Below are 23,800 nucleotides of genomic sequence, written 5' to 3'. Positions count from 1 at the left end.
GTCCCGGGACAGCACAGCTAGGCCCCGTCATCGCGTTGTCCTCAGTCGCCAGCTGGTATCCAGCACTGAACCGGCTCGCTGCCACCGGCACTTGGTCCATCCCGACTGACTGTGCAGAGCGAGTTCGGATCGCGCCATGCGGCGACCTGCTCGCGAAGTTCCACAGGAACCAGCTCTGGAGCGACAGAGGTGAGATCAACCTCGGGCTTGCTGTGGACCATGTGACTGCTCCGGTCGCGTTCATCCGTCGGCAGCCCGATGAAGAAGTCGAGGCGCAGCGGGACGGCGATCTCTTCGGCGAAGAAGCAGCCTGGCGTGCGACCACCAAACCCGACGGTTACCCCACCGACCAGCCAGCCCCAGGTTCGCCCGTGATACCCGTGCGCGCTGCCGGAAGTCCACACGGGGCGTTGCGCAGCATCGCTGCCGCCATCAGGTGCCAACGCCTCAGTCAGCGGCATCGCCTAGTCCAGCGTGACCAAGCCGACCCGGTGGAACAGCAACCAGCGCACCGGGATGTCCGTCTTGCCGTTCGCCGCGAACTGTGGCCAATACGTGGCCACTGGCGCGCCCAGGTCCAGCTCGCCCGCTGGACGAGGAGGTGCGCGGCAGTAGGGATCGCTCCCTTTGTCGCCGAGTAAACGAGTTGCAGTGTGTCTCGCCTCCACGGTCGGCCGGTCTCGGCGTCGGCATCCCCCCCCTCCCCCCCAGGTCCGCCACCGGGCGGTCGTGCCAGTACACGCAAACTGCCGCGCCGATGTCCCAGTGCCGGGCGAAGTTCTCTACGAACGCCTCGCGCACCAGCTCGAACCCGGCGCGACCTCACCGCCGATCATCGCTATGTTGTCCATCGTGGCACCCGCGCCGCCTGCTTCCAGGGGCGGGCTGAGTTGCGGCGCCCGAACGCGTACCGGCGTCAGGAGGCGACAGGAAGTGCCTTCAGGCGCTCAGGGAACTCGCGGACGCCTGGAACGGATGTGTTCGGTTCGAGCCGTGCGGAGAACTCCTTCGGGCGATCCAGGGCTCGCATGGAGCTGACCTTGTCTTCGAGGAGTTCGGCGCCGCGGTTCGCTGCGTCGAGTGCCCCGTCCAGGTCGTTGCCAGCGAGCCGGGCTTCGGCCAGGCGGGCAGTCCGTACGACCATGTCACAGGGGGCAGCCCTGTTGACTGAGGTCTCCAACGCGCTTGTTGCACGCTCTACTTGGCCTGCACGGAGTAGGAACCAGTCGGGGTCTTCGCTTTCTGTGTGGCGCTCCCAGTGGGATGCTGCGCGGTTCAGCGCCCTGCCGGCCCGCTGATGGCCGCCGTCGCGGGACAGAGCTTCTTCGGCCTTATGCAGATAGAGAAAGGACTGGCTGTAAAGCGGCAGCGTTCGTGGCGCGTTGTCGATGGCGGTCAAGATGAGGGCGACCCGCTCGGCGGTGCCGCCCGCCTCCGAAACATCGACCCCCATCTCGGCCAAGACGAAGGCCCCGAAGGCGTCGTCCCCTGCCGTGCGGGCTCCGACGCCATACTGCTGGCCTGCGGCGCGCAGCCCGGCGTAGGCCATCCAGCCGGTCAGGTGTGACACGCGGACGGCCAGTGGGAGCAGACGGGCGAGAAGCCGTCCCCGTGATGGTCTGGACACCCCAATAGACCGGCGCCTTCCTCGACTTCGTCGCCGATGACCGGCTGTGCGCGATGTGGCACCTGATCGCCTTCCGTGGCCTGCGCCGTGGTGAGGCGTGCGGGCAGACGTGGTCGGAGACAAACCTCGACACCCACTCCCTCACCGTCTCCTCGCAGCTCATGCAGGACGGCTGGGAAGTCGAGGCGTCCGACCCCAGACCGACCAGCGGATACCGCGCCGTCGCGCTCGATGACGACGCCGTCAACGTCCTGACGCGACACTGCGAACGACAGGACGCGGACCGCTAGGAGTGGGCATCGGCCAGGGTGGACGCCGGGCACGTCTTCACTCAGGAGGACGGCTCCTGGCTGCACCCCGGCAAGGTGACCGACCTCTTCGAGCGGCTCGTTGCCGCCTCCCGCCGATCCGCTTGCACGACCTGCGCCACGGTGCTGCCACCCTCATGCTGGCCGCCTACAACGACATCAAGATCGTGTCGGACACCCCCCGGCACAGCGACACCCGCATCACCCGGGACATTTACCAAAGCGTCCTGCCTCAGGTCGGCAAGAACGCCGCCGAGGCCACCGCCAAGTTGTTCCCACTTCAGCGCAAGTCCACGGCTGAGAAGGCAGCCCGTAAGGCCGCCAAGAAGGCCAGGGCCAAGAAAAAGGCCAAGCGCCGGAAGCCTGAGAAGTAGGTCCTGCGTCGGTCCGCTCACGCAAGCCATCCCACGGCACCCCGACCACGCTCCCCGCCATGCCCCGAGCAACAGAAAACCTCAGGTCAGCGACTATCTGACCTGAGGTTCCAGTGGAGCCGCCTTCGGGATTCGAACCCGAGACCTACGCATTACGAGTGCGTTGCTCTGGCCATCTGAGCTAAGGCGGCGCGCTGTCCGCACTATGGTGCGATCAGCAACGACGGTAAGTCTACACAGTTTCCGGGGGTGCTCCGCACCAGCCCCGGAGGCGGGCCCTCCGGGGCTGCGCGCAGGCCTATGAGCAGCGTTTGCCGTCCGTGGGAGGGGTGCCGCGGAGCAGGTAGGCGTTGATCGTCCGGTCGACGCAGGAGCTGCCGCGGCCGTACGCCGTGTGGCCGTCGCCCTCGTAGGTGAGCAGGCGGGCCGAGGAGAGCTGACCGGCCAGGGCCCGCGCCCAGCGGTACGGGGTCGCGGGGTCGCGCGTCGTGCCGACCACGACGATCGGGGCGGCGCCCTTCGCCTCGATGCGGTGCGGCTCGCCCGTGGCGTGCACGGGCCAGTACGCGCAGTTCAGGGAGGCCCACGCCAAGCCCTCACCGAAGACCGGGGACGCCTTCTCGAACCGGGGCAGCGCCCTGCGCACCTCGTCGGGGGTGTCGAAGGCGGGCGGCAGGTCGAGGCAGTTCACGGCCGCGTTGGCGAACATCAGGTTGCTGTAGCCGCCGTCGGCGTCCCGCTCGTAGTAGCCGTCGGAGAGGGTGAGGAGCCCGGACCCGTCGTTCTCCTTCATCGCGGATGTCAGCGCCTCGCGCAGCTGCTGCCAGGCGCCCTCGTCGTACATGGCCGCGATCACGCCCGTCGTGGCGAGCGACTCGGTGAGGCGGCGGCCGTCACGGGTGCCGGTGGCGGCCGGCCGCGCGTCCAGCTTCTCGAAGAACGCCTTGAGGCTCCGGCCGACCTGCTCGGGCGAGGTGCCCGCGCCGCCCAGCGGGCAGTCCTTGTGCCGTACGCAGTCCCGCGCGAACGACCGGAACGCCGTCTCGAAGCCCGCCGTCTGTTCGAGGTTCAGCCGCCGCGCGGGCAGCGACGGGTCCATCGCGCCGTCCAGCACCAGCCGGCCCGCCCGGTCCGGGAAGAGCCCCGCGTACGTCGCGCCGAGGAACGTCCCGTAGGAGGCGCCGACGTAGTTCAGCTTCTCGTCGCCGAGCACCGCCCGCACGATGTCCATGTCCCGGGCCGCCTCCACGGTGGACACATGGCGCAGCAGCCGGGGCGCGTCCGCGCCGCAGCCCTCGGCGAACGTCCGGTACGCCGCGACCAGCCCGTCGGTCTCCCTGGCGTCGTCGGGCGTGTTGTCCGTCCGCGTGTACCTGTCCATCCCCGGCCCGTCCAGACAGGTGACGGGCTCGCTGCGGGCCACGCCGCGCGGGTCGACCGCCACCATGTCGTAGCGGGCCCGGACCTCGGCCGGGTAGCCGATGCCGGCGTACGCCTGGACGTAGCCGATCGCCGAGCCGCCCGGCCCGCCGGGGTTCACCAGCAGCGAGCCCAGCCGCTTCCCCGGGCCCATGGCCTTCTTGCGGGCGACGGCGAGCCGGACGTCTCCGGCGTCGGGCTCGGCGTAGTCGAGCGGTGCCTTGATCGTGGCGCACTGGAAGCCGGGGACGCCGCAGCCGCGCCAGGCCGGCTTCTGGGCGTAGTACGACGTGAGCGCCGCCGGGGTGGACCGCGGCAGCGCGACCAGTGCCGCCTCCTCCGCCGCGGCCGTGGCGGAGGTCGTCGAGCTCCCGGAGGAGCAGGCGGAGACGAGCACCGCGGCCGTGGCGAGGAGGCCGGCCACGGTCCTGGCTCCGCTGCGGGTCCGGCGGTGCAGGCCGCCGGAGCGGTCGGCGGAGCGGGGAGTGCGCCTTGTGTCCATCCAGCGATCGTAACTCTGAGCGATGGGATGGATGCCCTGTGTGCGTGTCGTGCCTCGTACGAGTGACGCCGTCAAGTCCGCTTCCCCCTCATGTGCGGTGCCGGGCGGTAGCGAGCGGGTGCCCTGTCGCGCCGCTGTGCCGGGTCAGCCCGCTCTGAGCGCCATCGTCATGGCCTCCACCGCGAGCAGGGGTGCCACATTGCGGTCGAGGGCGTCCCGGCAGGCGGCGATCGCCTCGATGCGGCGGAGCGTGGACTCCGGGGAGCTGCCGCGGGCCAGGCGCTCCAGGGCGTCCTCGGCGTCCGCGTTGGCGATGGCCACGCGGGAACCGAGCTGGAGGGCGAGGACGTCGCGGTAGAAGGCCGTGAGGTCGGTCAGGGCGAGGTCGAGGCTGTCGCGCTGCGTGCGTGTTCTGCGGCGCTTCTGCTTGTCCTCCAGGTCCTTGATCACACCCGCCGTGCCGCGCGGCATGCGGCCGCCCTGGGACGCGCCGAGGGCGGCCCTCAGCTCCTCGGTCTCCTTGGCGTCCGTCTCTTCCGCGAGTTGCTTGGCGTCCTCGGCGGCCGCGTCCACGAGCTCCTGGGCGGCCTTGAGCGCCCCGCCGATGTCCTCCACCCGCAGCGGCAGCCTCAGCACGGCGGCACGGCGCTCGCGCGCGGCCGGGTCGGTGGCCAGACGGCGGGCCCGGTCGACATGGCCCTGGGTCGCGCGGGCCGCCGCGGCGGCGACGCCGGGCTCGATGCCCTCGCGGCGTACCAGCATGTCGACGACGGCGTCGACCGACGGGGTGCTCAGGTTCAGGTGGCGGCAGCGGGAGCGGATGGTCGGCAGGACGTCCTCGATGGAGGGGGCGCACAGCAGCCAGACCGTGCGCGGGGCGGGTTCCTCCACGGCCTTGAGGACGGCGTTGGCCGACTTCTCGTTCAGCCGCTCTGCATCCTCGACGAGGATGACCTGCCAGCGGCCGTTCGCCGGTGACGTGAACGACTTGCGGACCGTGTCGCGCATGTCGTCGGCGAGGATCTGCGTGCCGACCGCGGCGACCGTGGTGACGTCGGCGTGCGTGCCGATCAGGGCCGTGTGACATCCGTCGCAGAAGCCGCAGCCCGGGGAGCCGCCGAGGGCCCGGTCCGGGCTGACGCACTGCAGGGCCGCCGCGAACGCCCGCGCCGCCTGGTTCCGCCCGGCCCCGGGCGGGCCCGTGAACAGCCACGCATGCGTCATCTTCGACGCCTCGGGCGGGGGGACGTCGGTCCCGGCCGCGGTGACCAGGGCGTCGGCGTCCCGGGCGGCGGCGTCCAGCTGCGCGCTCACCCTCTCCTGCCCGACGAGGTCGTCCCACACGGTCATGGGTCACGCCGCCCTTTCGTCACGTTCCACGGTTTCGTCACCTTCTGCGGTGCGAGATCCATTGTGGGGGTGACCACTGACAACGCCCCCCGGCAGACCGCCGGAGGCCTCAGCGGCCCCGGCCGCCCTTGCCCCGGCGTCCCCGGCCCTCGTCCGGCTCGTCCTCGTCGTGCGGTCCGAGCAGCTCGTCCGCCAGCGAGGGCAGGTCGTCCAGCGGCGTCTCCTCGGCCCAGTCGGACCGCCGGCGGGGCCGGCCCTCGGCGTCGAGCTGGGGCATCTCCCGCGTACGGTCCTCGGTCCCGTCGGGCCGGGCGGCCGGGGCGTCCTCCCGGAAGTACCCGGGCGGAACCCGGTCCGCCGGTTCGTCCCCACGTACGGGCGGCAGCACGGCCGTCTCCTCGGCGTCCCCCGGCCGGACCGGAGGCAGCACGGCCGTCTCGTCGCCCGCTCCGGAGGGCACCTGGGGCAGCACCTCGGTCTCATCCCCGGAGCCGGAGCCGGAGCCGGAGCCGGGGCGAACCGGCGGCAGTACCTCCGTCTCCTCCCCCGCCCCCGGCGGAACCGGCGGCTTGGGCAGCTCGGCCGTCACCTCGGCGTCGGACCCACCGGAGGTCCGGCCCCGGGCCTCCTCGTCCCGCACCCGGCGCAGCACGGTCGTCTCGTCCGCCGAGCCTGAGCCGCCCGGGGCGTTCTCCGGTGTCACCACGGGCGTGGGCACCGTCGCCGCGTCCTGACCGGCCGTCGAACCGGAAGTACCCCGGGGGGCAGCGCTCTTCGGCCCCGCCTCCGCGGCAGCGGCCGCCGCTTCCGCCAGGCGCCGGGCCTCCTCGGCCCGCAGCAGGGCCTCCTCGGCCTTGCGCTGCTTCTCCAGGCGGAGCGCCTCGGCCTCGGCACGAAGCCGGGCCTCTTCCTCGGCCTGCCGGCGGCGCCGCTCCTCCTCGGCCTTGCGCCGGGCTTCCTCCTCGGCGCGGGCCTTCTCCTCCGCGAGGAGCCTTGCCCGCTCCTCCTCGGCCTTCTTGCGCGCTTCCTCGGCCCGCCGCCGGGCCTCCTCCGCCTGCCGTTCGGCCTCGCGGCGCTGCGCCTCCTCCAGCTCGCGCCGCTTGCGCTCCTCCTCCTCGGCGCGCAGCCGGGCGAGCTGCTCCTGGCGCTCGCGCTCCAGGCGCTCCTCCTCCGCCTTGCGGGCCGCCTCTTCCTCGGCCTTCCGGCGGGCCTCCTCCTCGGCCTTCTTCCGGGCCTCCTCCTGGGCCTTGATCTCGGCCTCGGACAGCGGCAGCACCTGGTCGAGCCGGTGCCGGACGACGGTCGTGACGGCCTCGGGCTCCTGGCCCGCGTCCACCACCAGATACCGCCCGGCGTCGGCCGCGGCCAGGGTCAGGAAACCGGCCCGCACACGCGCGTGGAACTCGGCCGGCTCCGACTCCAGCCGGTCCGGCGCCTCCGTGAACCGCTCGCGCGCGGTCTCCGGCGCGACGTCCAGCAGCACGGTCAGATGCGGCACGAGTCCGTTCGTGGCCCAGCGGTTGATCCGGGCGATCTCGGTCGGCGACAGGTCACGGCCCGCCCCCTGGTAGGCCACGGACGAGTCGATGTACCGGTCGGAGATGACGACCGCGCCGCGCTCCAGGGCGGGCCGTACGACGGTGTCGATGTGCTCGGCCCGGTCGGCCGCGTACAGCAGCGCCTCCGCGCGGTGCGACAGACCCTCGCTCGACACGTCCAGCAGGATCGACCGCAGCCGCTTGCCCACCGGCGTCGCCCCGGGCTCGCGCGTCAGCACGACCTCGTGGCCCTTGCCGCGGATCCACTCGGCGAGCGCCTCGGCCTGCGTGGACTTCCCGGCCCCGTCGCCGCCCTCCAGGGCGATGAAGAAACCGGAGGCGGCGGGCGCCTGCTCCGGGTCGTCGCCGCGCAGCAGCGCGTCGCGCAGGTCCTGGCGCAGCGGGACTCCGGAACGGTCGTCGACCTTGGCCAGCACCAGCGCGGCCACCGGCAGCAGCAGGGCCCCGGCCAGCATCAGCGTGAAGGCCGCGCCGCCGTGCGCGAAGACGAACTTGCCGCTCTCCAGCCGGTGCGGCCCGATCCCCGCCGCCACCACCGGCGCGATCACCGCGCCCAGAGCGACGCAGACGCGGACGACCGCGTGCAGGTGCTCCGTCGTACGGGACCGCCGGTACTCCTCGGTCTCCTGGTCGAGCAGGACGTGCCCGGTGTTGGCGGACATGCCCGCGCCGACGCCGGCCAGCGCGAGGATCAGCAGCACGCTGGTGACGTCCGGGACCAGCCCGGCGGCCAGCAGCGCGACACCGGTGAAGGCGATGGCCAGCGCGAGCAGCCGGCGGCGCGACAGGGCGGGCAGCAGCGAGGGCGCCGTACGGATGCCGACGACGACACCGCCGGTCAGCGCGCCCACGAACAGCCCGTACAGCACCGGGCCGCCGCCCAGGTCCTTGGCGTGCAGCACGGCCACGGCGACGGCGGCGGACACCGCGGCGGCGACGGCCGCGCAGGCCAGCACGAGCAGTGGCATCACACCGGTGCGTCCCTTGTCGGACCCGGCGGTGGTCTTCGGGCGGCGCAGCCCCTCGAGCGGCGACCGCGCGCGCGGGGTGCGCGTGGCGGGCAGCTCCAGGAAGGTCAGCACGGACAGGGAGGCGGCGAACAGCCCTGCCGCCACGTAGGAGGCGAGGGCAGCCTGGTGCTGGCCGAACCAGTCGATGCCGGCGCCCAGCAGGTTGTTGAACAGCGACGCGACGACGAGCGCGACGGCCGCGAGCGGGATCGCGACGAAGCCGGTGCGCAGCGACAGGCGGCGCAGGGCGTCCATGTGATCCGGCAGCGGCCGGACCGTCGCGCCTTCCGGCGGCGGGGGCGGCAGCAGCGCCGGGGCCGCGCTCTCGCGGCACACCGTCCAGAACCGCTCGGCGACTCCGGTCACGAAGGCCGTGACGAGGAGGACGGCCAGTGCGTTCTCGGGCGTCCAGTCGATCCACAGGGGCGCGACGATGAGCAGCGCCGCGCGCAGCCCGTCCGCGCCCACCATGGTCCAGCGGCGGTCCAGCGGGCCGTCCTGGGAGGTGAGCGCGGTGAGCGGGCCGAGGAGTACGGCGCCGAACAGGAGTGTCGCGAGGATGCGCACCCCGAAAACGGTCGCCACTGCGAACGCCACGCCGCGGTAACCGCCCCCGAACGAGCCTTCGGCGACGGCCGCTTGGAGGGTGAGGACGACCAGCACGAGAAGGGCGAGGGTGTCGCCCACGCCGCCCACGAGCTGCGCGCTCCACAACCGCTTCAGCTGCGGACGGCGCAGCAGGGCGCGGACGGCACGCTCGCGGGAGTCCGCGACAAGGGCGTCGTCAGGGGCCGGCTGAGAGGCCGTTGGATGCTCGGCTCGCGTCATGCGTTCAGCCTATCGGGAGGCACCGACACCCCGGGATGCCCGGCCTGGCATGCGCACGCCCCGACACCGAAGTGTTGCCGGGGCGTTCGCTTTCCGAACCCTGGGCGAAGATCCGGACCTTGTCAGTCCGGATACCGAACGGGTCCCGAACGGGCCTCAGTCCTCCGCCGGCTCCGAGACGGTCGCCGTCTTGGCGGCCGTCTTCTTCGCGGTGGTGGCCTTCTTGGCCGTCGTCTTCTTGGCCGTCGTCTTCTTCGCGGTCGTGGTCTTCTTCGCCGCGGTCTTCTTGGCCGTCGTCGTCTTCTTCGCCGGAGCCTTCTTGGCCGCCTTCTTCGCGGTCTTCTTCGCCGGCGCCTTCGCGCGCTTCTCGGCGAGCAGCTCGAAGCCGCGCTCCGGGGTGATCGTCTCGACGCTGTCGCCGGAGCGCAGGGTCGCGTTGGTCTCGCCGTCGGTGACGTACGGCCCGAAGCGGCCGTCCTTGACGACGACCGGCTTCTCGCTCACCGGGTCGGTGCCCAGCTCCTTCAGCGGCGGCTTGGCGGCCGCCCGGCCACGCTGCTTCGGCTGGGCGTAGATCGCCAGCGCCTCCTCCAGCGTGATCGTGAAGAGCTGCTCCTCGGACTGGAGCGAGCGCGAGTCCGTGCCCTTCTTCAGATACGGGCCGTAGCGGCCGTTCTGCGCGGTGATCTCCTGGCCCTCGGCGTCGGTGCCGACGACACGCGGCAGCGACATCAGCTTCAGGGCGTCGTCGAGGGTCACCGTGTCCAGGGACATCGTCTTGAACAGGGACGCCGTGCGCGGCTTGACCGCGTTCTTGCCCGTCTTCGGGGTGCCCTCGGGGAGGATCTCCGTCACGTACGGGCCGTAGCGGCCGTCCTTGGCGACGATCGTGTGGCCGGTGGCCGGGTCCGTGCCCAGTTCGTAGTCGCCGCTCGGCTTGGCGAGCAGTTCCTCCGCGAGGTCGACGGTCAGCTCGTCCGGCGCCAGGTCGTCCGGGATGTCGGCGCGCTGGTGCTGCTCGGTGTCCTTCTCGCCGCGCTCGATGTACGGCCCGTAGCGGCCGACCCGCAGCACGATGTCGTTGCCCACCGGGAACGACGACACCTCGCGGGCGTCGATCGCGCCCAGGTCGGTCACCAGCTCCTTGAGGCCGCCGAGGTGGTCCCCGTCGCCGTTGCCGGCGTCGGCGGCACCGCCCCCGCCTGTGCCCTCACCGAAGTAGAACCGCTTCAGCCACGGCACGGACTGCGCCTCACCGCGGGCGATGCGGTCGAGGTCGTCCTCCATCTTGGCGGTGAAGTCGTAGTCGACGAGGCGCCCGAAGTGCTTCTCCAGGAGGTTGACGACGGCGAAGGACAGGAAGGACGGGACGAGCGCCGTGCCCTTCTTGAACACGTAGCCGCGGTCCAGGATCGTGCCGATGATCGACGCGTACGTCGACGGGCGGCCGATCTCGCGCTCCTCCAGCTCCTTGACCAGGGAGGCCTCGGTGTAGCGGGCCGGGGGCTTGGTGGCGTGCCCGTCGACCGTGATCTCCTCGGCGCTCAGGGCGTCGCCCTCGGAGACCTGGGGCAGCCGGCGCTCGCGGTCGTCGAGCTCGGCGTTCGGGTCGTCGGCGCCCTCGACGTACGCCTTGAGGAAGCCGTGGAAGGTGATCGTCTTGCCGGAGGCGCTGAACTCGACGTCCCGGCCGTCGGCCGCCGTGCCGCCGATCTTCACCGTGACGCTGTTGCCGGTCGCGTCCTTCATCTGGGAGGCGACGGTCCGCTTCCAGATCAGTTCGTACAGCTTGAACTGGTCGCCGGTCAGTCCGGTCTCGGCGGGAGTGCGGAAACGATCACCCGAGGGGCGGATCGCCTCGTGGGCCTCCTGCGCGTTCTTGACCTTTCCGGCGTACGTCCTCGGCTGCGGCGGCAGGTAGTCGGCGCCGTACAGCTGCGTGACCTGGGCGCGGGCGGCGGCGACCGCCGTGTCGCTCAGGGTCGTGGAGTCCGTACGCATGTACGTGATGTAGCCGTTCTCGTACAGCTTCTGGGCGATCTGCATCGTCGCCTTCGCGCCGAAGCCGAGCTTGCGGCTGGCCTCCTGCTGCAGCGTCGTCGTACGGAACGGGGCGTACGGCGAGCGGCGGTACGGCTTGGACTCGACGGACCGGACCGCGAAGCTCGTCTGCTCCAGGGCGGCGGCCAGGGCGCGGGCGTTCGCCTCGTCGAGGTGGAGGGTGTTCGCGCTCTTCAGTTGTCCCAGGGAGTCGAAGTCGCGGCCCTGCGCGACCCGCCTGCCGTCGACGGTCTGCAGGCGCGCGACCAGCGACGACGGGTCCGACTGGTCTCCCGCGCGGCCGGTCGCGAAGGTGCCCGTCAGGTCCCAGTACTCAGCAGAACGGAAAGCGATGCGCTCGCGTTCCCGCTCCACCACGAGTCGGGTGGCGACCGACTGGACACGGCCCGCGGACAGCCGCGGCATGACCTTCTTCCACAGGACCGGCGAGACCTCGTAACCGTAGAGACGGTCGAGGATGCGGCGGGTCTCCTGGGCGTCGACGAGCTTCTGGTTGAGCTGGCGCGGGTTGGCGACGGCGGCCTGGATCGCGGCCTTGGTGATCTCGTGGAAGACCATCCGCTTGACCGGGACCTTGGGCTTGAGCACCTCCTGCAGATGCCAGGCGATGGCCTCGCCCTCGCGGTCCTCATCGGTGGCGAGGAAGAGCTCGTCGGAGTCCTTCAGCAGGTCCTTGAGCTTCTTGACCTGTGCCTTCTTATCGGCGTTGACCACATAGATCGGCTGGAAGTCGTGTTCGACGTCCACACCGAGGCGGCGGACCTCGCCGGTGTACTTCTCGGGCACCTCGGCAGCGCCGTTGGGAAGGTCGCGGATGTGCCCGACGCTCGCCTCGACTACGTAGCCGGGGCCCAGGTAGCCCTTGATCGTCTTCGCCTTGGCAGGCGACTCGACGATGACGAGTCGGCGGCCGCCCTGTGCGGTCTCGCTGGTCGGGGACAACTTCGCTCTTCTCTCCGGTCGACGCTGGGGCCTCCCCAGGGTTCGCCTCCCGGGGTCGGGTCGTGGTGACGCTGCGGAGTGTGACGGTACATCCCGCCCCCGTGTCAAACGGGAAAAGCCCGCAACGGCCACTCGAACGGTAACCCGACTACCACCATTCCTGCCGCCCGGAGTGCCCGGAGCCGGCCCGGGTCCCTGCGGAGCGCCACGTTTCGGTTACCCACAGGCGCGTCGCCGGCACAGGCCTCAGAGGCGGGTGAAGCACCAGGTTCCGGCCGCCAGCGCGAGCACCGCGGCGACGCTCGCGAGGGTCGCCGACGCGGCGGGGCTCATGCCCTGGGCGACGGGCCGGTGCCGGCGGACGCATGCCACGGTCCAGGCCAGCAGTCCGCCTCCGAACAGGGAGAACACCGCTCCCGCGAAGATCGCCGGTTCGCTCTCCATGACGCGCCGTCCCCCTTTTTCCCGTCCTCGTCTCCCCAGCCACGGGAGGCTGTCACGCGGGGGCGGCGGGCAGGCGAACCGGAGGTGAACGCCGGGGCGACGCCGCCGCGGATCGGGGGCGTCCGGTCCCTTACGGACCGTTTCGGACGAGGTGTTCAAATCGACTCGAATTTGTTGGCGAGCCGGCGCCACCACCACCCTGACGATCTCTTGAGCCCCTCAGCGGACCGGCTCCAGGAAGCCCTGCTCGACGAGCAGCCGGATCTGCGCCGGAGTGCGGTCGCGCAGCAGCACCGGATCCTCGCCGATCAGCTGGGCGATGGCGTCGAGGATGCGGCCGGCGCTCATCGTGCCGTCGCACACGCCGGCGAAGCCCGCGCCGACCGTGTCCACCCGGGTCGCACGGCGCATGCCGCGGTTCTGGCGCAGCACGACATGCTCGGGGTCCTCCGCGCCGGGCAGCCCGACCTGTTCCTGCACGACCTCGGCGCCGAGCCGGAAGTGTCCTTCGAGCAGGGCGGCGTCGTCGTGGTCGCGCAGGTAGTCGAGCCGGTCGAAGTGCGCCCGGATGGTGTCCCCGAGCGGCTGCTCCACCGGATGCGGCCATTCCTCCACCGTGACGGAGGGCACGGCGGCGTCCGTCCTGCGCAGGGTGATCCAGCCGAAGCCGACGGCCCTCACCTTGCGCGCCTCGAACTCGTCGAGCCAGGCGTCGTACCGCGCCTGGTACTCCGCCACGTCCTCGCGGTGGTCGCCCGCGTCCCGCAGCCACAGCTCGGCGTACTGATTGACGTCCTGCGCCTCGCGCTGCACGATCCACGCGTCGCAGCCCCGAGGCACCCAGGACCTGAGCCGGTCCTGCCAGTCCTCCCCTTCCACGTGCTGCCAGTTGGCGAGGAACTGCGCGAACCCGCCCTCGTTCAGCCGCTCCCCCGCCTCCTGAACGAGCGTGCGGCACAGATCGTCCCCGCCCATCCCGCCGTCGCGGTAGGTGAGCCGGGCGCCGGGAGAGATCACGAACGGCGGGTTCGAGACGATCAGGTCGTACGTCTCGTCGTCCCGCACCGGCTCGAAGAGGGAGCCCTCGCGCAGATCGGCGGCCGGGGTGCCGGACAGCGCCAGCGTGAGGGCGGTGATGTGCAGCGCGCGCGGGTTGAGATCGGTGGCCGTCACGCGCGTGGCGTGACGGGCGGCGTGCAGCGCCTGGATGCCGGAGCCGGTGCCGAGGTCGAGCGCGGCGGCGACCGGCGTGCGGACGGTGATGCCGGCGAGTGTCGTGGAGGCCCCGCCGACTCCCAGGACGACCCCCTCGTCACGCCGGCCGATCCCGCCGGCGCCGCCGACCGCGCAGCCCAGGTCCGACACGATGAACCAGTCCTCGCCGTCGGGCCCGCCGTAGGGCCGTACGTCCACGGCGGCGGCCAGCTCGTCGTCGCCGACGCGCGTCAGCCAGCCACCGTCCAGGCACGCCTCGACGGGCAGGACGTCCGCCACGCGCGCGTGCGGCACGGGCTGCTGAAGGAGGAACAGCCGGACGAGCAGCTCCAGCGGCGTGTCCCCACGGGTCGCCCGGAGCGCGGGCACGGTCTCGCTCCGGGCCAGGGCCGCGTACGCAGGGGCGCCGAGCAGTTCGAGCAGCCCGTCGGCGGTGAAGGAGGCTCCGAGCAGGGCGTCCCGGAGCCGGGCGGCGGCATCGGGACGGTCGGAGGAGGGCAGCGGGGACAGGGATGACTGGCTGGCGTTACTCACGCCCCCCATTGTGGCCGCCGGCACCGCCATCGCATGCGCCCGTACCGGCATCGCGCAGGTCTCCGCGGGACCGCCTCCGCAGTCACTGACGGCTCAGGTGTCCCGCCGGCCCCGGAGATACTCCTGGTCCGGCTCGGCTCAGCTCTGCGTCGCCGGCGCCGTGGCCGCCTTGCAGCTGGACTGGCGCGCCATCGCCTGGCCGACCTCGCCCTCCTCCAGGGTCCGGAGCGCGTCGTTCCCGCTCTTGCCCAGCTTGTCGAGCTCCGTGGCGATGTCCTTGAGGCCGTCCGCGAACTTGCCCTGGTCCTTGGTGTCGAGCCCGTCGACCTGCTTCTTCAGGGAGGCGTACGAGGAGGAGATCGTGTTGAGCTCCTTGACGGCGTCCTGCTGCTTCTTCTCGCCTTTCTCGACGTCCGGCGCCCCGGCCTTGGTCACCGCGGCCCCGATGGCCTTGTAGGCGTCGGACATGTCCTGGAAGGCCTGTGCGTCGGTCTTCTGGACGTCCTCCGGCTTGCTGTTGTCCGAGGTTTCCTTCTGGATCGAGGCATTGGCCGACTCGATCTTCTTGGCCTGCGGCTGCACGGCGTCGCAGACCTCCTTGGCCCAGGAGTCCAGCTTCTCGTTGTCGTCGCCGCCGCACCCCGACAGCGCCAGTACCAGTACCGCACCGCCGGACAGTGCGGCCGCGAGCTTCTTGTTCACCGGTTTGGTCCCTTCCATGACTCTCGGCCCCGGAACATACACGCCAGATGCACGGCAACCGCACGCCGGAAGTCTATTAAGACCCTTTTGTAACCTTTTGCACCAAGCGAGAGAAGCCTCACGGCGCGATGGCGCACACACACAGAGCGGGCGGGCGACGCGTCAACGCGCGCCGCCCGCCCGCACCTTGAGCTGGGGCTTGGACGACTCCCTACGAAACCACAGCCGGGTCCGCCGACTTGGGCTTCGAATCGGCGTTGTCTTCGTCACCCATGGCGATTCCACGCCGCTTTGACACGTACACCGCGCCGACGATCACGAGGAACGCGACGGCCGCGACCAGGATCCGCACCCCGATGCTCTTGTCGGCGCCGTAGGAAAAATTGATCACCGCGGGCGCGATGAGCAGCGACACCAGGTTCATGACCTTCAGCAGCGGGTTGATCGCGGGACCGGCGGTGTCCTTGAAGGGGTCGCCGACGGTGTCGCCGATCACGGTCGCCGCGTGGGCCTCACTGCCCTTGCCTCCGTGATGGCCGTCCTCGACGAGTTTCTTGGCGTTGTCCCAGGCGCCACCGGAGTTGGCCAGGAACACCGCCATCAGCGTGCCCGCGCCGATCGCGCCCGCCAGGAACGCGCCGAGCGGGCCGACACCGAGCGTGAACCCGATGAAGATGGGCGCCATCACGGCGAGCAGACCGGGCGTGGCCAGCTCGCGCAACGCGTCCTTGGTGCAGATGTCGACGACCTTGCCGTACTCCGGGGTCTCGCTGTAGTCCATGATCCCGGGCTTCTCGCGGAACTGCCGCCGCACCTCGTAGACCACGGAACCCGCCGACCGCGACACGGCGTTGATCGCCAGCCCCGAGAAGAGGAAGACGACCGCCGCGCCCGCGATGAGGCCCACGAGGTTGTTGGGCTGCGAGATGTCCATCATCAGGCTCATCGGGGCACCGTCCCCGCTGAGCTTCTCGCCCACGTCCCGCGCGCCGGTGAAGATCGCGTCGCGGTACGACCCGAACAGCGCCGCCGCCGCGAGCACGGCCGTGGCGATCGCGATGCCCTTGGTGATCGCCTTGGTGGTGTTGCCGACCGCGTCCAGGTTCGTGAGCACCTGCGCGCCCGCCCCCTCGACGTCGCCGGACATCTCCGCGATGCCCTGCGCGTTGTCGGAGACCGGCCCGAAGGTGTCCATCGCGACGATCACGCCGACCGTGGTGAGCAGGCCGGTACCCGCCAGCGCCACCGCGAACAGCGCCAGCATGATCGACGTACCGCCGAGCAGGAACGCCCCGTACACGCCGAGGCCGATCAACAAGGCGGTGTAGACGGCCGATTCGAGACCCACGGAGATACCGGCGAGGACGACGGTGGCCGGGCCGGTGAGCGAGGTCTTGCCGATGTCCCGGACGGGTCGCCGGGTGGTCTCGGTGAAGTAGCCGGTCAGTTGCTGGATCAGGGCAGCGAGCACGATGCCGATGGCCACCGCGACGAGCGCGAGGACCCGCGGGTCGCCGTCCTTGCCCAGGATCTCGGTGTCGGTGACGCCGTCGAGCTCGGAGTACTTCCCGGGCAGGTAGACGAAGACGGCCACCGCCACCAGCACCAGCGAGATCACCGCGGAGATGAAGAACCCGCGGTTGATGGCGCTCATGCCGCTGCGGTCGGCGCGCCTCGGCGCCACCGCGAAGATGCCGATCATGGCGGTGACCACACCGATCGCCGGCACGAGCAGCGGGAAGCCGAGCCCGGCGTCGCCGAAGGCCGCCGAGCCCAGGATCAGCGCGGCGACGAGGGTCACGGCGTACGACTCGAAGAGGTCCGCCGCCATGCCCGCGCAGTCGCCGACGTTGTCGCCCACGTTGTCGGCGATGGTCGCGGCATTGCGCGGGTCGTCCTCCGGAATGCCCTGTTCGACCTTGCCGACCAGGTCGGCGCCGACGTCGGCGGCCTTGGTGAAGATGCCGCCGCCGACACGCATGAACATCGCGATCAGCGCGGCCCCGAGGCCGAAGCCCTCGAGCACCTTCGGCGCGTCGGCCGCGTACACCAGCACCACACAGGAGGCGCCCAGCAGACCGAGGCCCACCGTGAACATGCCGACGACGCCGCCCGTGCGAAATGCGATCTTCATCGCTTTGTGCGAGACGGTGGTGAGATCTTTTTCCGGCTCGCCTGCCGCCGGAGTGGCTTCGCGCGCCGCCGCGGCGACACGCACATTGCTGCGCACGGCGAGCCACATGCCGATATAGCCGGTGGCCGCCGAGAACGCCGCTCCGATCAGGAAGAACACCGACCGACCGGCACGCTGATTCCAGTCGTCCGCGGGCAGCAGCATGAGCAGGAAGAACACGACCACGGCGAATACGGCGAGCGTGCGCAGCTGACGTGCCAGATAGGCGTTCGCGCCTTCCTGGACCGCCGCCGCGATCTTCTTCATGCTGTCGGTGCCCTCGCCGGCCGCGAGTACCTGGCGTACCAGGACGCCCGCGACCACGAGCGCCGCCAGCGCGACGACCGCGATGACCACGACAAGAATGCGGTTGTCATCGGTCAGTACGGCGGCTGCGAGGTCTGTGGGATGGCCCGACTGTGGTGAGAGAGAAAGCCCCGCCATTCGTCCTCCTTGACGCTTGGGCTGAGCTCAAGATGTGGACGGGATTGTAGGTACCGGAACCTGATCAAAACAGAGCGCGATTAGTGGAATTGGCCTTCTGAAGTAATGCCCTGAAAGCATTCTCGGACGACCGTGGAGCATGCGAATGATCGTGAACGAATTCACGCGATGAACGGCACAGGAACTACTGTAAAGGCGACCACTGACACCCGCACATGACGAAGGGCCCCACGGGTGTGGGGCCCTTCGTCGAACGGTGTGCGCGGTGGCTTGTCAGACCAGGATGGTCGGCGGCGGGGTGGTCGGCCAGGTCATCTTGATCGACCCGCCGTGCTCCTCCGCGCTGACCTCGACATCGTCGACGAGTCCGCTGATGACCGCGAGGCCCATCTCGTCCTCCTCGGTCTCACCGTCGGGGTCGCCGGGTCCGGCGCCTGTGCGCTCGCCGGGGACCGCGTGCGGGGCCTCGTCGCCGACCTCGATGGAGAACTGTTTCTCCTCCTCGATCAGCAGCACCTTCACCGGTGCCGAGATCCCGCCGGTCTGATGCAGCCCGACGGCCCGCGTGCAGGCCTCGCCGACGGCGAGCCTGACCTCGTCGAGGACGGCCTCGTCCACTCCGGCCCTGCGCGCCACCGCGGCCGCCACCAGCCGGGCGGTCCTGACGTGCTCGGGCAGCGCGCTGAAGCGGAGCTCAACGGTGGCCATGCATCCCCCTCGCAACTACGGGCGTGCTGTCGAGAGGCTCCGGGCCGCCGAAATCCCGGGCCCCCTCGGTCTTCACTTCTGCCGAACTCTTGCCGCGACTTCGGCCGGCCCGGGCACGAGGCCCGGGCACGGTGATCAGTCGGTCGCCGCCACCGCTTCCTCGACCGAGGTGTGAATCGGGAACACCTTGGTCAGGCCGGTGATACGGAAGATCTTCAGAATGCGCTCCTGGTTGCAGACCAGGCGCAGGGAGCCCTCATGGGCCCGCACACGCTTCAGGCCGCCGACCAGCACGCCGAGCCCGGTGGAGTCGAGGAAGTCCACGCCCTCCATGTCGACGACAAGGTGGAAACTGCCGTCGTTCACCAGCTCGACCAACTGCTCGCGCAGCTTGGGCGCGGTATATACGTCGATTTCGCCACCGACCCTGACGATCGTGCGATCGCCCATGGTCTCGGTCGACAGGGACAGGTCCACGGATCCTCCAGCACCTTGCTATCGAGCGGTCGCCCTTGGGGCACCTCGGCTTCGTCCCCTGGACGGTTCGCCAGCCGCGATGGCATTCAATCACTTACGGGCAGGCGTGCACGACGCCTTGGCTCCATTGTCCGTCACGCCAGTGACACACTCGGTGCCGATGGCCAAGAATCACCGATCCGATGGACCCCCGACGGACCCCGCCTCCCGACCCGCGCCGGGCGCGGTCCTGGACCGGCTCGCGTCCGGTCCGAGCAGGGCTTCGCGCATTACTCATACGGAGCACTTGCCCCCGCGCGAGGGTCGGCATGCCGTCTGGTCGGACCGGATCCGCGCGGAGGTCGTGGCGGCCGTGCAGGCCGCGGGCATCGAGCACCCCTGGGCCCATCAGGCGCGCGCGGCGGAGCACGCGCTGGACGGCGAATCGGTCGTCGTCGCCACCGGCACGGCCTCCGGCAAGTCCCTGGCCTACCTCGTGCCGGTCCTGTCCACCCTCCTTGACGGCGCCGAGGCCCCGAACGGCCGCGGCGCCACGGCTCTCTACCTGGCTCCCACCAAGGCCCTTGCGGCGGATCAGTGCCGCTCCGTGAAGGAACTTTCACATCCGTTGGGCCATTCGGTACGCACGGCCGTGTACGACGGCGACACTCCGTTCGAGGAGCGCGAGTGGATCCGCCAGTACGCCAACTACGTCCTGACCAACCCGGACATGCTGCACCGCGGCATCCTGCCGTCCCACCCCCGCTGGTCCTCCTTCCTGAAGTCGCTGAAGTACGTCGTCGTCGACGAGTGCCACACCTACCGCGGCGTCTTCGGCTCGCACGTCGCCCAGGTGCTGCGCCGGCTGCGCCGCCTGTGCGCCCGCTACGGCTCCTCGCCCGTGTTCCTGCTGGCCTCCGCGACCGCCGCCGAGCCCGCGGTGGCCGCCCGCCGCCTCACCGGCCTGCCGGTACTGGAGGTCGCTGACGACGCCTCCCCGCGCGGTGAACTGGTGTTCGCCCTCTGGGAACCGCCGCTGACCGAGCTGCACGGCGAGAAGGGCGCCCCCGTCCGCCGCACGGCCACCGCCGAGGCCGCCGACCTGCTCACCGACCTCACCGTGCAGGGCGTGCGCTCGGTCGCCTTCGTACGGTCCCGGCGCGGGGCCGAGCTGATCTCCGTCATCTCCCAGGAGCGGCTGGCCGAGGTCGACCGGTCGCTGGCCCGGCGTGTCGCGGCGTACCGGGGCGGTTATCTCCCGGAGGAACGCCGGGCACTCGAACAAGCCCTCCATTCGGGTGAACTGCTGGGCCTCGCGGCGACGAACGCCCTCGAACTCGGCATCGACATCTCCGGCCTGGACGCGGTCGTCATCGCCGGTTACCCGGGCACACGTGCCTCCCTCTGGCAGCAGGCGGGCCGGGCCGGACGGTCCGGGCAGGGGGCGCTGGCCGTCCTGGTCGCACGGGACGACCCGCTGGACACCTTCCTCGTCCACCACCCGGAGGCCCTGTTCGACCAGCCCGTCGAGTCGACGGTCCTCGACCCGGACAACCCCTACGTGCTGGCCCCGCACCTGTGTGCGGCCGCCGAGGAACTGCCCCTGACGGACGAGGACCTCGACCTGTTCGGCCCGGCCTGCGAGGACCTCCTCCCCCAGCTCGAAGCCGCCAAGCTGCTGCGCCGCCGGACCAGGGCCTGGCACTGGACGCGCCGCGAGCGGGCCGCCGACCTGACCGACATCCGCGGTGAGGGCGGGCGGCCGGTCCAGGTCGTCGAGGCCGGCACGGGCCGGCTGCTCGGCACGGTCGACGCGGGCGCCGCGCACTCGACCGTCCACGAGGGGGCGGTCCACCTCCACCAGGGCCGCACGTACCTGGTGCGGTCGCTGGACCTGGAGGACTCCGTCGCGCTCGTCGAGGAGGCCGCGCCGCCCTACTCGACGGTCGCCCGCGACACGACGTCGATCTCCGTACTGGAGACGGACGTCGAGGTCCCCTGGGGCGACGGACGCCTGTGCTACGGCTCCGTCGAGGTCACCAACCAGGTCGTCTCCTTCCTCCGCAGACGGCTCATCACCGGTGAGGTGCTGGGCGAGACGAAACTCGACCTCCCTCCTCGTACGCTGCGCACCCGGGCCGTGTGGTGGACCGTCACCGAGGACCAGCTCGACCGCGCCCGGATCAACCCGGAGATCCTCGGCGGCTCCCTGCACGCCGCCGAGCACGCCTCGATCGGTCTGCTGCCCCTCTTCGCGACCTGCGACCGCTGGGACATCGGCGGCGTGTCGATCCCGCTCCACCCCGACACGCTCCTGCCCACGGTCTTCGTCTACGACGGCCATCCCGGCGGCGCGGGCTTCGCGGAGCGCGCCTTCCACACCGCCCGCACCTGGCTGACCGCCACCCGCCAGGCCATCGCCTCATGCGAGTGCGACGCCGGATGCCCGTCCTGCATCCAGTCCCCCAAGTGCGGCAACGGCAACGATCCACTGCACAAGAGAGGTGCGGTCCGGCTGCTCACGGTGCTGCTGGAGGGGGCTCCCGAGGAGAAGGAGGCGGCGGAGGAGCCGCCGAAGGAAGGCCCGAGGGAGCCGGCGGAGGCCCCGCCCGCGCCCTGACCTCCGCCGTGAACGGCCCCCGGCCCGACGCCGCCGTCACGTCCGAGACCTCCCCGACGACCTCGCACCGCACGAGCCGGACGCCCTGTGCCCGGGCCACCCGGCCGGCCCGGGCACAGGCCGCCGTACCGCCCTCGGCCCAGTGGTCGGCCGCCGCGAGCGCCGCGAGATCCGCACCGCCCGCCGCCCGGTGCCGGATCACGACGGCCTGCCCCAGCGCGAGGACGACGCCGAACACCACGCACAGGACGGCGATCGCCCCGATACTCCAGACGGTGGCGGACCCCTGGTCCGAGGCGGTGGATCGCCTCAGCCGGTGCCCCGGGTTCCGGCCCCGCGTCTCCGGCCGCCGGCTCACGTGCCCACCCCCACCGTCTCCTCCACCGACGCCACGGCCTCCTCCCGCACGGTGAAGGACAGGCCGCGCAGCACCGGCGGCTCGGCCACGACGACCACCCGGACGTGTTCCGCGCCCCGGTCGACGGTCACCTTCGCGCCGGGCGGTGCCGCCTCGCGGGTCAGTCGCACGACCGCGTCGGGCGGGTCCTGGCGGGCCGCCGCGCGAGCGCCCGTCCGTGCCGCGTCCACGCACTGGATCTGCGCGGCCACGACCAGCAGCCCCCACACCAGCGCCATCGCGAACATCACCAGCACGGGCAGCACCACAGCCGACTCCGCCGTGACGAACCCCCGGTCCGCGCCCCGCTCACATCCGCGCATTGAGGGCTTCCTTCACGATGTTCTGGAGCTCCGCGCTGACCGCACCGCTCGTGACGACCTTGTAGAGCACCACCGCGAAGGCCACCGCCGCGACGATTCCCATCGCGTACTCGGACGTGACCATCCCCGCGTCCCTCCGCGCCGCACGCGCCCCGCGCACCAGGGCACCCAGCCGTGCCCGTACCGCCTGATACATCTCAACCCCCGTAGGAAAGTGTCCGAACTTCTGTTGGTTGTCGCTGACTTGTTCCGCCGCCGATCCAGGTCTCCGTCTCACGCACCACCCCCTCCGAGCACCCCATCCGCGAGCCCGATCACCACGGGCAGCACGCCGACCGCGATGAACGCGGGCAGGAAGCACAGCCCGACCGGCGCGCTGACCATGACGCCCGCCCGGCGTGCCCTGGCCGTCGCGGCGCGCCCCCAGTCGGCACGGGCCTCGGCGGCGAGTCGTGCGACCGGCGTGGCGGCGGGCAGTCCGGAGACGTCGGCCCGTTCGAGCAGCCGGGCCAGGCCTCCGGCGCCGGGGAGGGCGGCCAGCCTCCGCCAGGCAGGGCCCGGTTCGCCGCCCAGCCGTACCTCCGCCGCGCCATGGGCGAGGGCGTCGCCCACCGGCCCGCCCAAGGCCTCGCCCACCGCCTGCGCGGCGATCACCGGCCCGGCGCCCGCCGCGATGCAGGCCGCCAGCAGGTCGGCGGCCAGGGGCAGTTGCCGTGCCGCCTCGGCGAGGTCGGGTGTCCGCGTGTCCGTACCGGCCGCCTCCCGCCGCAGCCGCCACCGCCACATCCCCACCGCGCCGGCCAGTCCGACGGCGACACCGACCGGGCCGCCGATCAGCACCCACCCGGCGCACGCCAGGCCCAGGGGAGCCGGCCATCTCCGCGCCGCCCGCCCCCACCCGAGGCGCGGAGTCCGAGCGGTCGCTTCCCGGGGCGACAGCCCGGCCAGCCGGCGCCGCATCCTCCGGCGGTGTCCCGCGTTCTTCAGCCGGCGCACCGACCACCAGAGGGCCAGCAGCACCCCCACCGTCACCCCCAGCCTGTGGATAACTTCTGCGCTCATGCCGCCTCCGCTCCCCGCACGATCCGCTGCACCCACCACAGCCCGAGGCCCTCCAGCACACCGCCGGCCACCAGACAGCCCAGGCCCGCCGTGGTGTGCAGCAGGACGTGGAGGGGGTCGGCGCCGAGGGCGGTGCCGATGAGGAGGCCCAGGGCCGGCAGCCCGGCGAGCAGCACCGCCGTGGCCCGCGCGCCCGCCAACTGGGCTCGCAGGTCGGAGCGTTGGTCCCGTTCGGCGCGCAGGGCGGCGGCGAGCCGGTCGAGTCCGGCCGCAAGCCCCGCGCCCTGGTCCACGGCTACCCGCCAGCACGCCGCGAGTCCCCGCAGCCCCTCGGCACCCGGCTGCCCGGCGGCGGTCGCGAGCGCGTCCGGCACGTCACCGCCGAACCGCGCCGCCGCCAGCACCGTCCCCTGTGCGTCCGCGAGTCCGCCGCAGTCCCGCGCGGCCCGCAGCAGCGCCTCTCCCGGCTGCCGCCCGGCCCGCACCTCCCCGGCGAGCGCCCCGCACAGCGCGATCACCGCGTCGGCCCGGTGCTCCCGCTCCCGCCGCACCCGGTCGGCCAGCCGGACCCGTCGCAGCAGCGGTACGCCGGCCGCTCCCAGGACGACCGGCAGCACCGACGCCCCGAGCACCGCCAGCACCAGCCCGGCCACCGGCGCCCACCACTCGGCCCGCAGCCGCCCGCGGACCCGCCGCAGACCATCGGCCATGCGCCCCCACCCGGGCGGCTGCGGGCCGAGTG

16 protein-coding genes, 1 tRNA gene and 3 pseudogenes are annotated in these 23,800 nt (G+C 71.7%); 2 read left to right on the top strand and 18 right to left on the bottom strand.

From position 1 onward, the window contains the following. Positions 1–116 precede the first annotated feature (116 nt). Positions 117–851 (bottom strand): annotated as a pseudogene (locus CCL05_RS33935) (serine hydrolase domain-containing protein); the annotation flags it as partial. Positions 852–916: 65 nt separating this feature from the next. Then, positions 917–1,594, bottom strand: a pseudogene (locus CCL05_RS33930) (NsdA family TPR-like regulatory protein); the annotation flags it as partial. On the opposite strand from CCL05_RS33930, the pseudogene CCL05_RS46600 reads away from it, so the two are divergent. After that, positions 1,580–2,309, top strand: a pseudogene (locus CCL05_RS46600) (site-specific integrase); the annotation flags it as partial. The pseudogenes CCL05_RS33930 and CCL05_RS46600 sit on opposite strands and share 15 nt — an antisense overlap. 114 nt (positions 2,310–2,423) lie before the next feature. On the opposite strand, the gene CCL05_RS33915 reads toward CCL05_RS46600, so the two are convergent. The 11 genes from CCL05_RS33915 to bldG all read right to left on the bottom strand — a co-directional run bounded on the left by CCL05_RS33915 (position 2,424) and on the right by bldG (position 18,677). Further along, positions 2,424–2,500: transfer RNA gene (locus CCL05_RS33915), tRNA-Thr, on the bottom strand. Positions 2,501–2,607: 107 nt separating this feature from the next. Beyond that, positions 2,608–4,230 (bottom strand): alpha/beta hydrolase, encoded by a 1,623-nt coding sequence (locus CCL05_RS33910; RefSeq protein WP_086564488.1) that lies wholly within the window; start codon positions 4,228–4,230, stop codon positions 2,608–2,610. A gap of 144 nt (positions 4,231–4,374) precedes the next feature. Continuing rightward, positions 4,375–5,580, bottom strand: a complete 1,206-nt coding sequence (locus CCL05_RS33905) for a DNA polymerase III subunit delta' (protein WP_086564487.1) — start codon at positions 5,578–5,580, stop codon at positions 4,375–4,377. Between the two features lie 109 nt (positions 5,581–5,689). Continuing rightward, complete coding sequence (tmk, locus tag CCL05_RS33900; RefSeq protein WP_086564486.1) at positions 5,690–8,977, bottom strand: dTMP kinase; 3,288 nt, start codon at positions 8,975–8,977, stop codon at positions 5,690–5,692. 156 nt (positions 8,978–9,133) lie between these two features. Further along, positions 9,134–11,980: a type I DNA topoisomerase gene (gene topA / locus CCL05_RS33895; RefSeq protein WP_086564485.1), complete on the bottom strand. Its 2,847-nt coding sequence runs from the start codon at positions 11,978–11,980 to the stop codon at positions 9,134–9,136. A gap of 246 nt (positions 11,981–12,226) precedes the next feature. Continuing rightward, positions 12,227–12,424 carry a hypothetical protein gene (locus tag CCL05_RS33890; RefSeq protein ID WP_086564484.1) on the bottom strand — a complete coding sequence of 66 codons (198 nt, stop codon included), beginning with the start codon at positions 12,422–12,424 and terminating at the stop codon, positions 12,227–12,229. A gap of 219 nt (positions 12,425–12,643) precedes the next feature. After that, a complete protein-coding gene (locus CCL05_RS33885; RefSeq protein ID WP_086564491.1) occupies positions 12,644–14,182 on the bottom strand; it encodes a DUF7059 domain-containing protein in 1,539 nt (512 codons plus the stop codon). 129 nt (positions 14,183–14,311) lie between these two features. Continuing rightward, positions 14,312–14,893, bottom strand: coding sequence for a small secreted protein (locus CCL05_RS33880; protein WP_086564483.1), 582 nt, complete (start codon positions 14,891–14,893; stop codon positions 14,312–14,314). Positions 14,894–15,086: 193 nt separating this feature from the next. Then, the gene (locus CCL05_RS33875; protein ID WP_086564482.1) at positions 15,087–17,492 is read right to left on the bottom strand and encodes a sodium-translocating pyrophosphatase; all 2,406 of its coding nucleotides are present in this window, start codon (positions 17,490–17,492) and stop codon (positions 15,087–15,089) included. A 273-nt stretch (positions 17,493–17,765) separates the two neighbouring features. After that, complete coding sequence (locus CCL05_RS33870; RefSeq protein ID WP_086564481.1) at positions 17,766–18,200, bottom strand: ATP-binding protein; 435 nt, start codon at positions 18,198–18,200, stop codon at positions 17,766–17,768. Between the two features lie 135 nt (positions 18,201–18,335). Further along, positions 18,336–18,677, bottom strand: a complete 342-nt coding sequence (gene bldG, locus CCL05_RS33865; RefSeq protein WP_003991900.1) for an anti-sigma factor antagonist BldG — start codon at positions 18,675–18,677, stop codon at positions 18,336–18,338. A 79-nt stretch (positions 18,678–18,756) separates the two neighbouring features. On the opposite strand from bldG, the gene CCL05_RS33860 reads away from it, so the two are divergent. Beyond that, a complete protein-coding gene (locus tag CCL05_RS33860) occupies positions 18,757–21,276 on the top strand; it encodes a DEAD/DEAH box helicase (RefSeq protein WP_167409664.1) in 2,520 nt (839 codons plus the stop codon). Here CCL05_RS33860 and CCL05_RS33855 read toward each other — a convergent pair. From CCL05_RS33855 to CCL05_RS33835, 5 genes are all read right to left on the bottom strand, one after another. After that, positions 21,176–21,589, bottom strand: coding sequence for an Rv3654c family TadE-like protein (locus tag CCL05_RS33855; RefSeq protein WP_086564490.1), 414 nt, complete (start codon positions 21,587–21,589; stop codon positions 21,176–21,178). The two genes, CCL05_RS33860 and CCL05_RS33855, sit on opposite strands and share 101 nt — an antisense overlap. Before the next feature lie 41 nt (positions 21,590–21,630). Next, the gene (locus CCL05_RS33850; RefSeq protein WP_086564479.1) at positions 21,631–21,996 is read right to left on the bottom strand and encodes a TadE family type IV pilus minor pilin; all 366 of its coding nucleotides are present in this window, start codon (positions 21,994–21,996) and stop codon (positions 21,631–21,633) included. Further along, on the bottom strand, positions 21,983–22,192 hold the full coding sequence (locus tag CCL05_RS33845) for a DUF4244 domain-containing protein (RefSeq protein ID WP_086564478.1): 210 nt from the start codon (positions 22,190–22,192) through the stop codon (positions 21,983–21,985). Before CCL05_RS33845 ends, CCL05_RS33850 begins: the two co-directional genes overlap by 14 nt. 77 nt (positions 22,193–22,269) lie before the next feature. Continuing rightward, positions 22,270–23,058 (bottom strand): type II secretion system F family protein, encoded by a 789-nt coding sequence (locus CCL05_RS33840; RefSeq protein WP_086564477.1) that lies wholly within the window; start codon positions 23,056–23,058, stop codon positions 22,270–22,272. Further along, a partial coding sequence (locus CCL05_RS33835) for a type II secretion system F family protein (protein WP_244204494.1) occupies positions 23,055–23,800 on the bottom strand: 746 nt, incomplete at its 5' end. The genes CCL05_RS33835 and CCL05_RS33840, both read right to left, overlap by 4 nt.

The sequence above is a fragment of the Streptomyces africanus genome (assembly GCF_002150735.1).
Lineage (GTDB): Bacteria > Actinomycetota > Actinomycetes > Streptomycetales > Streptomycetaceae > Streptomyces > Streptomyces africanus.
This window is presented reverse-complemented; position numbering and strand designations above follow the sequence as displayed.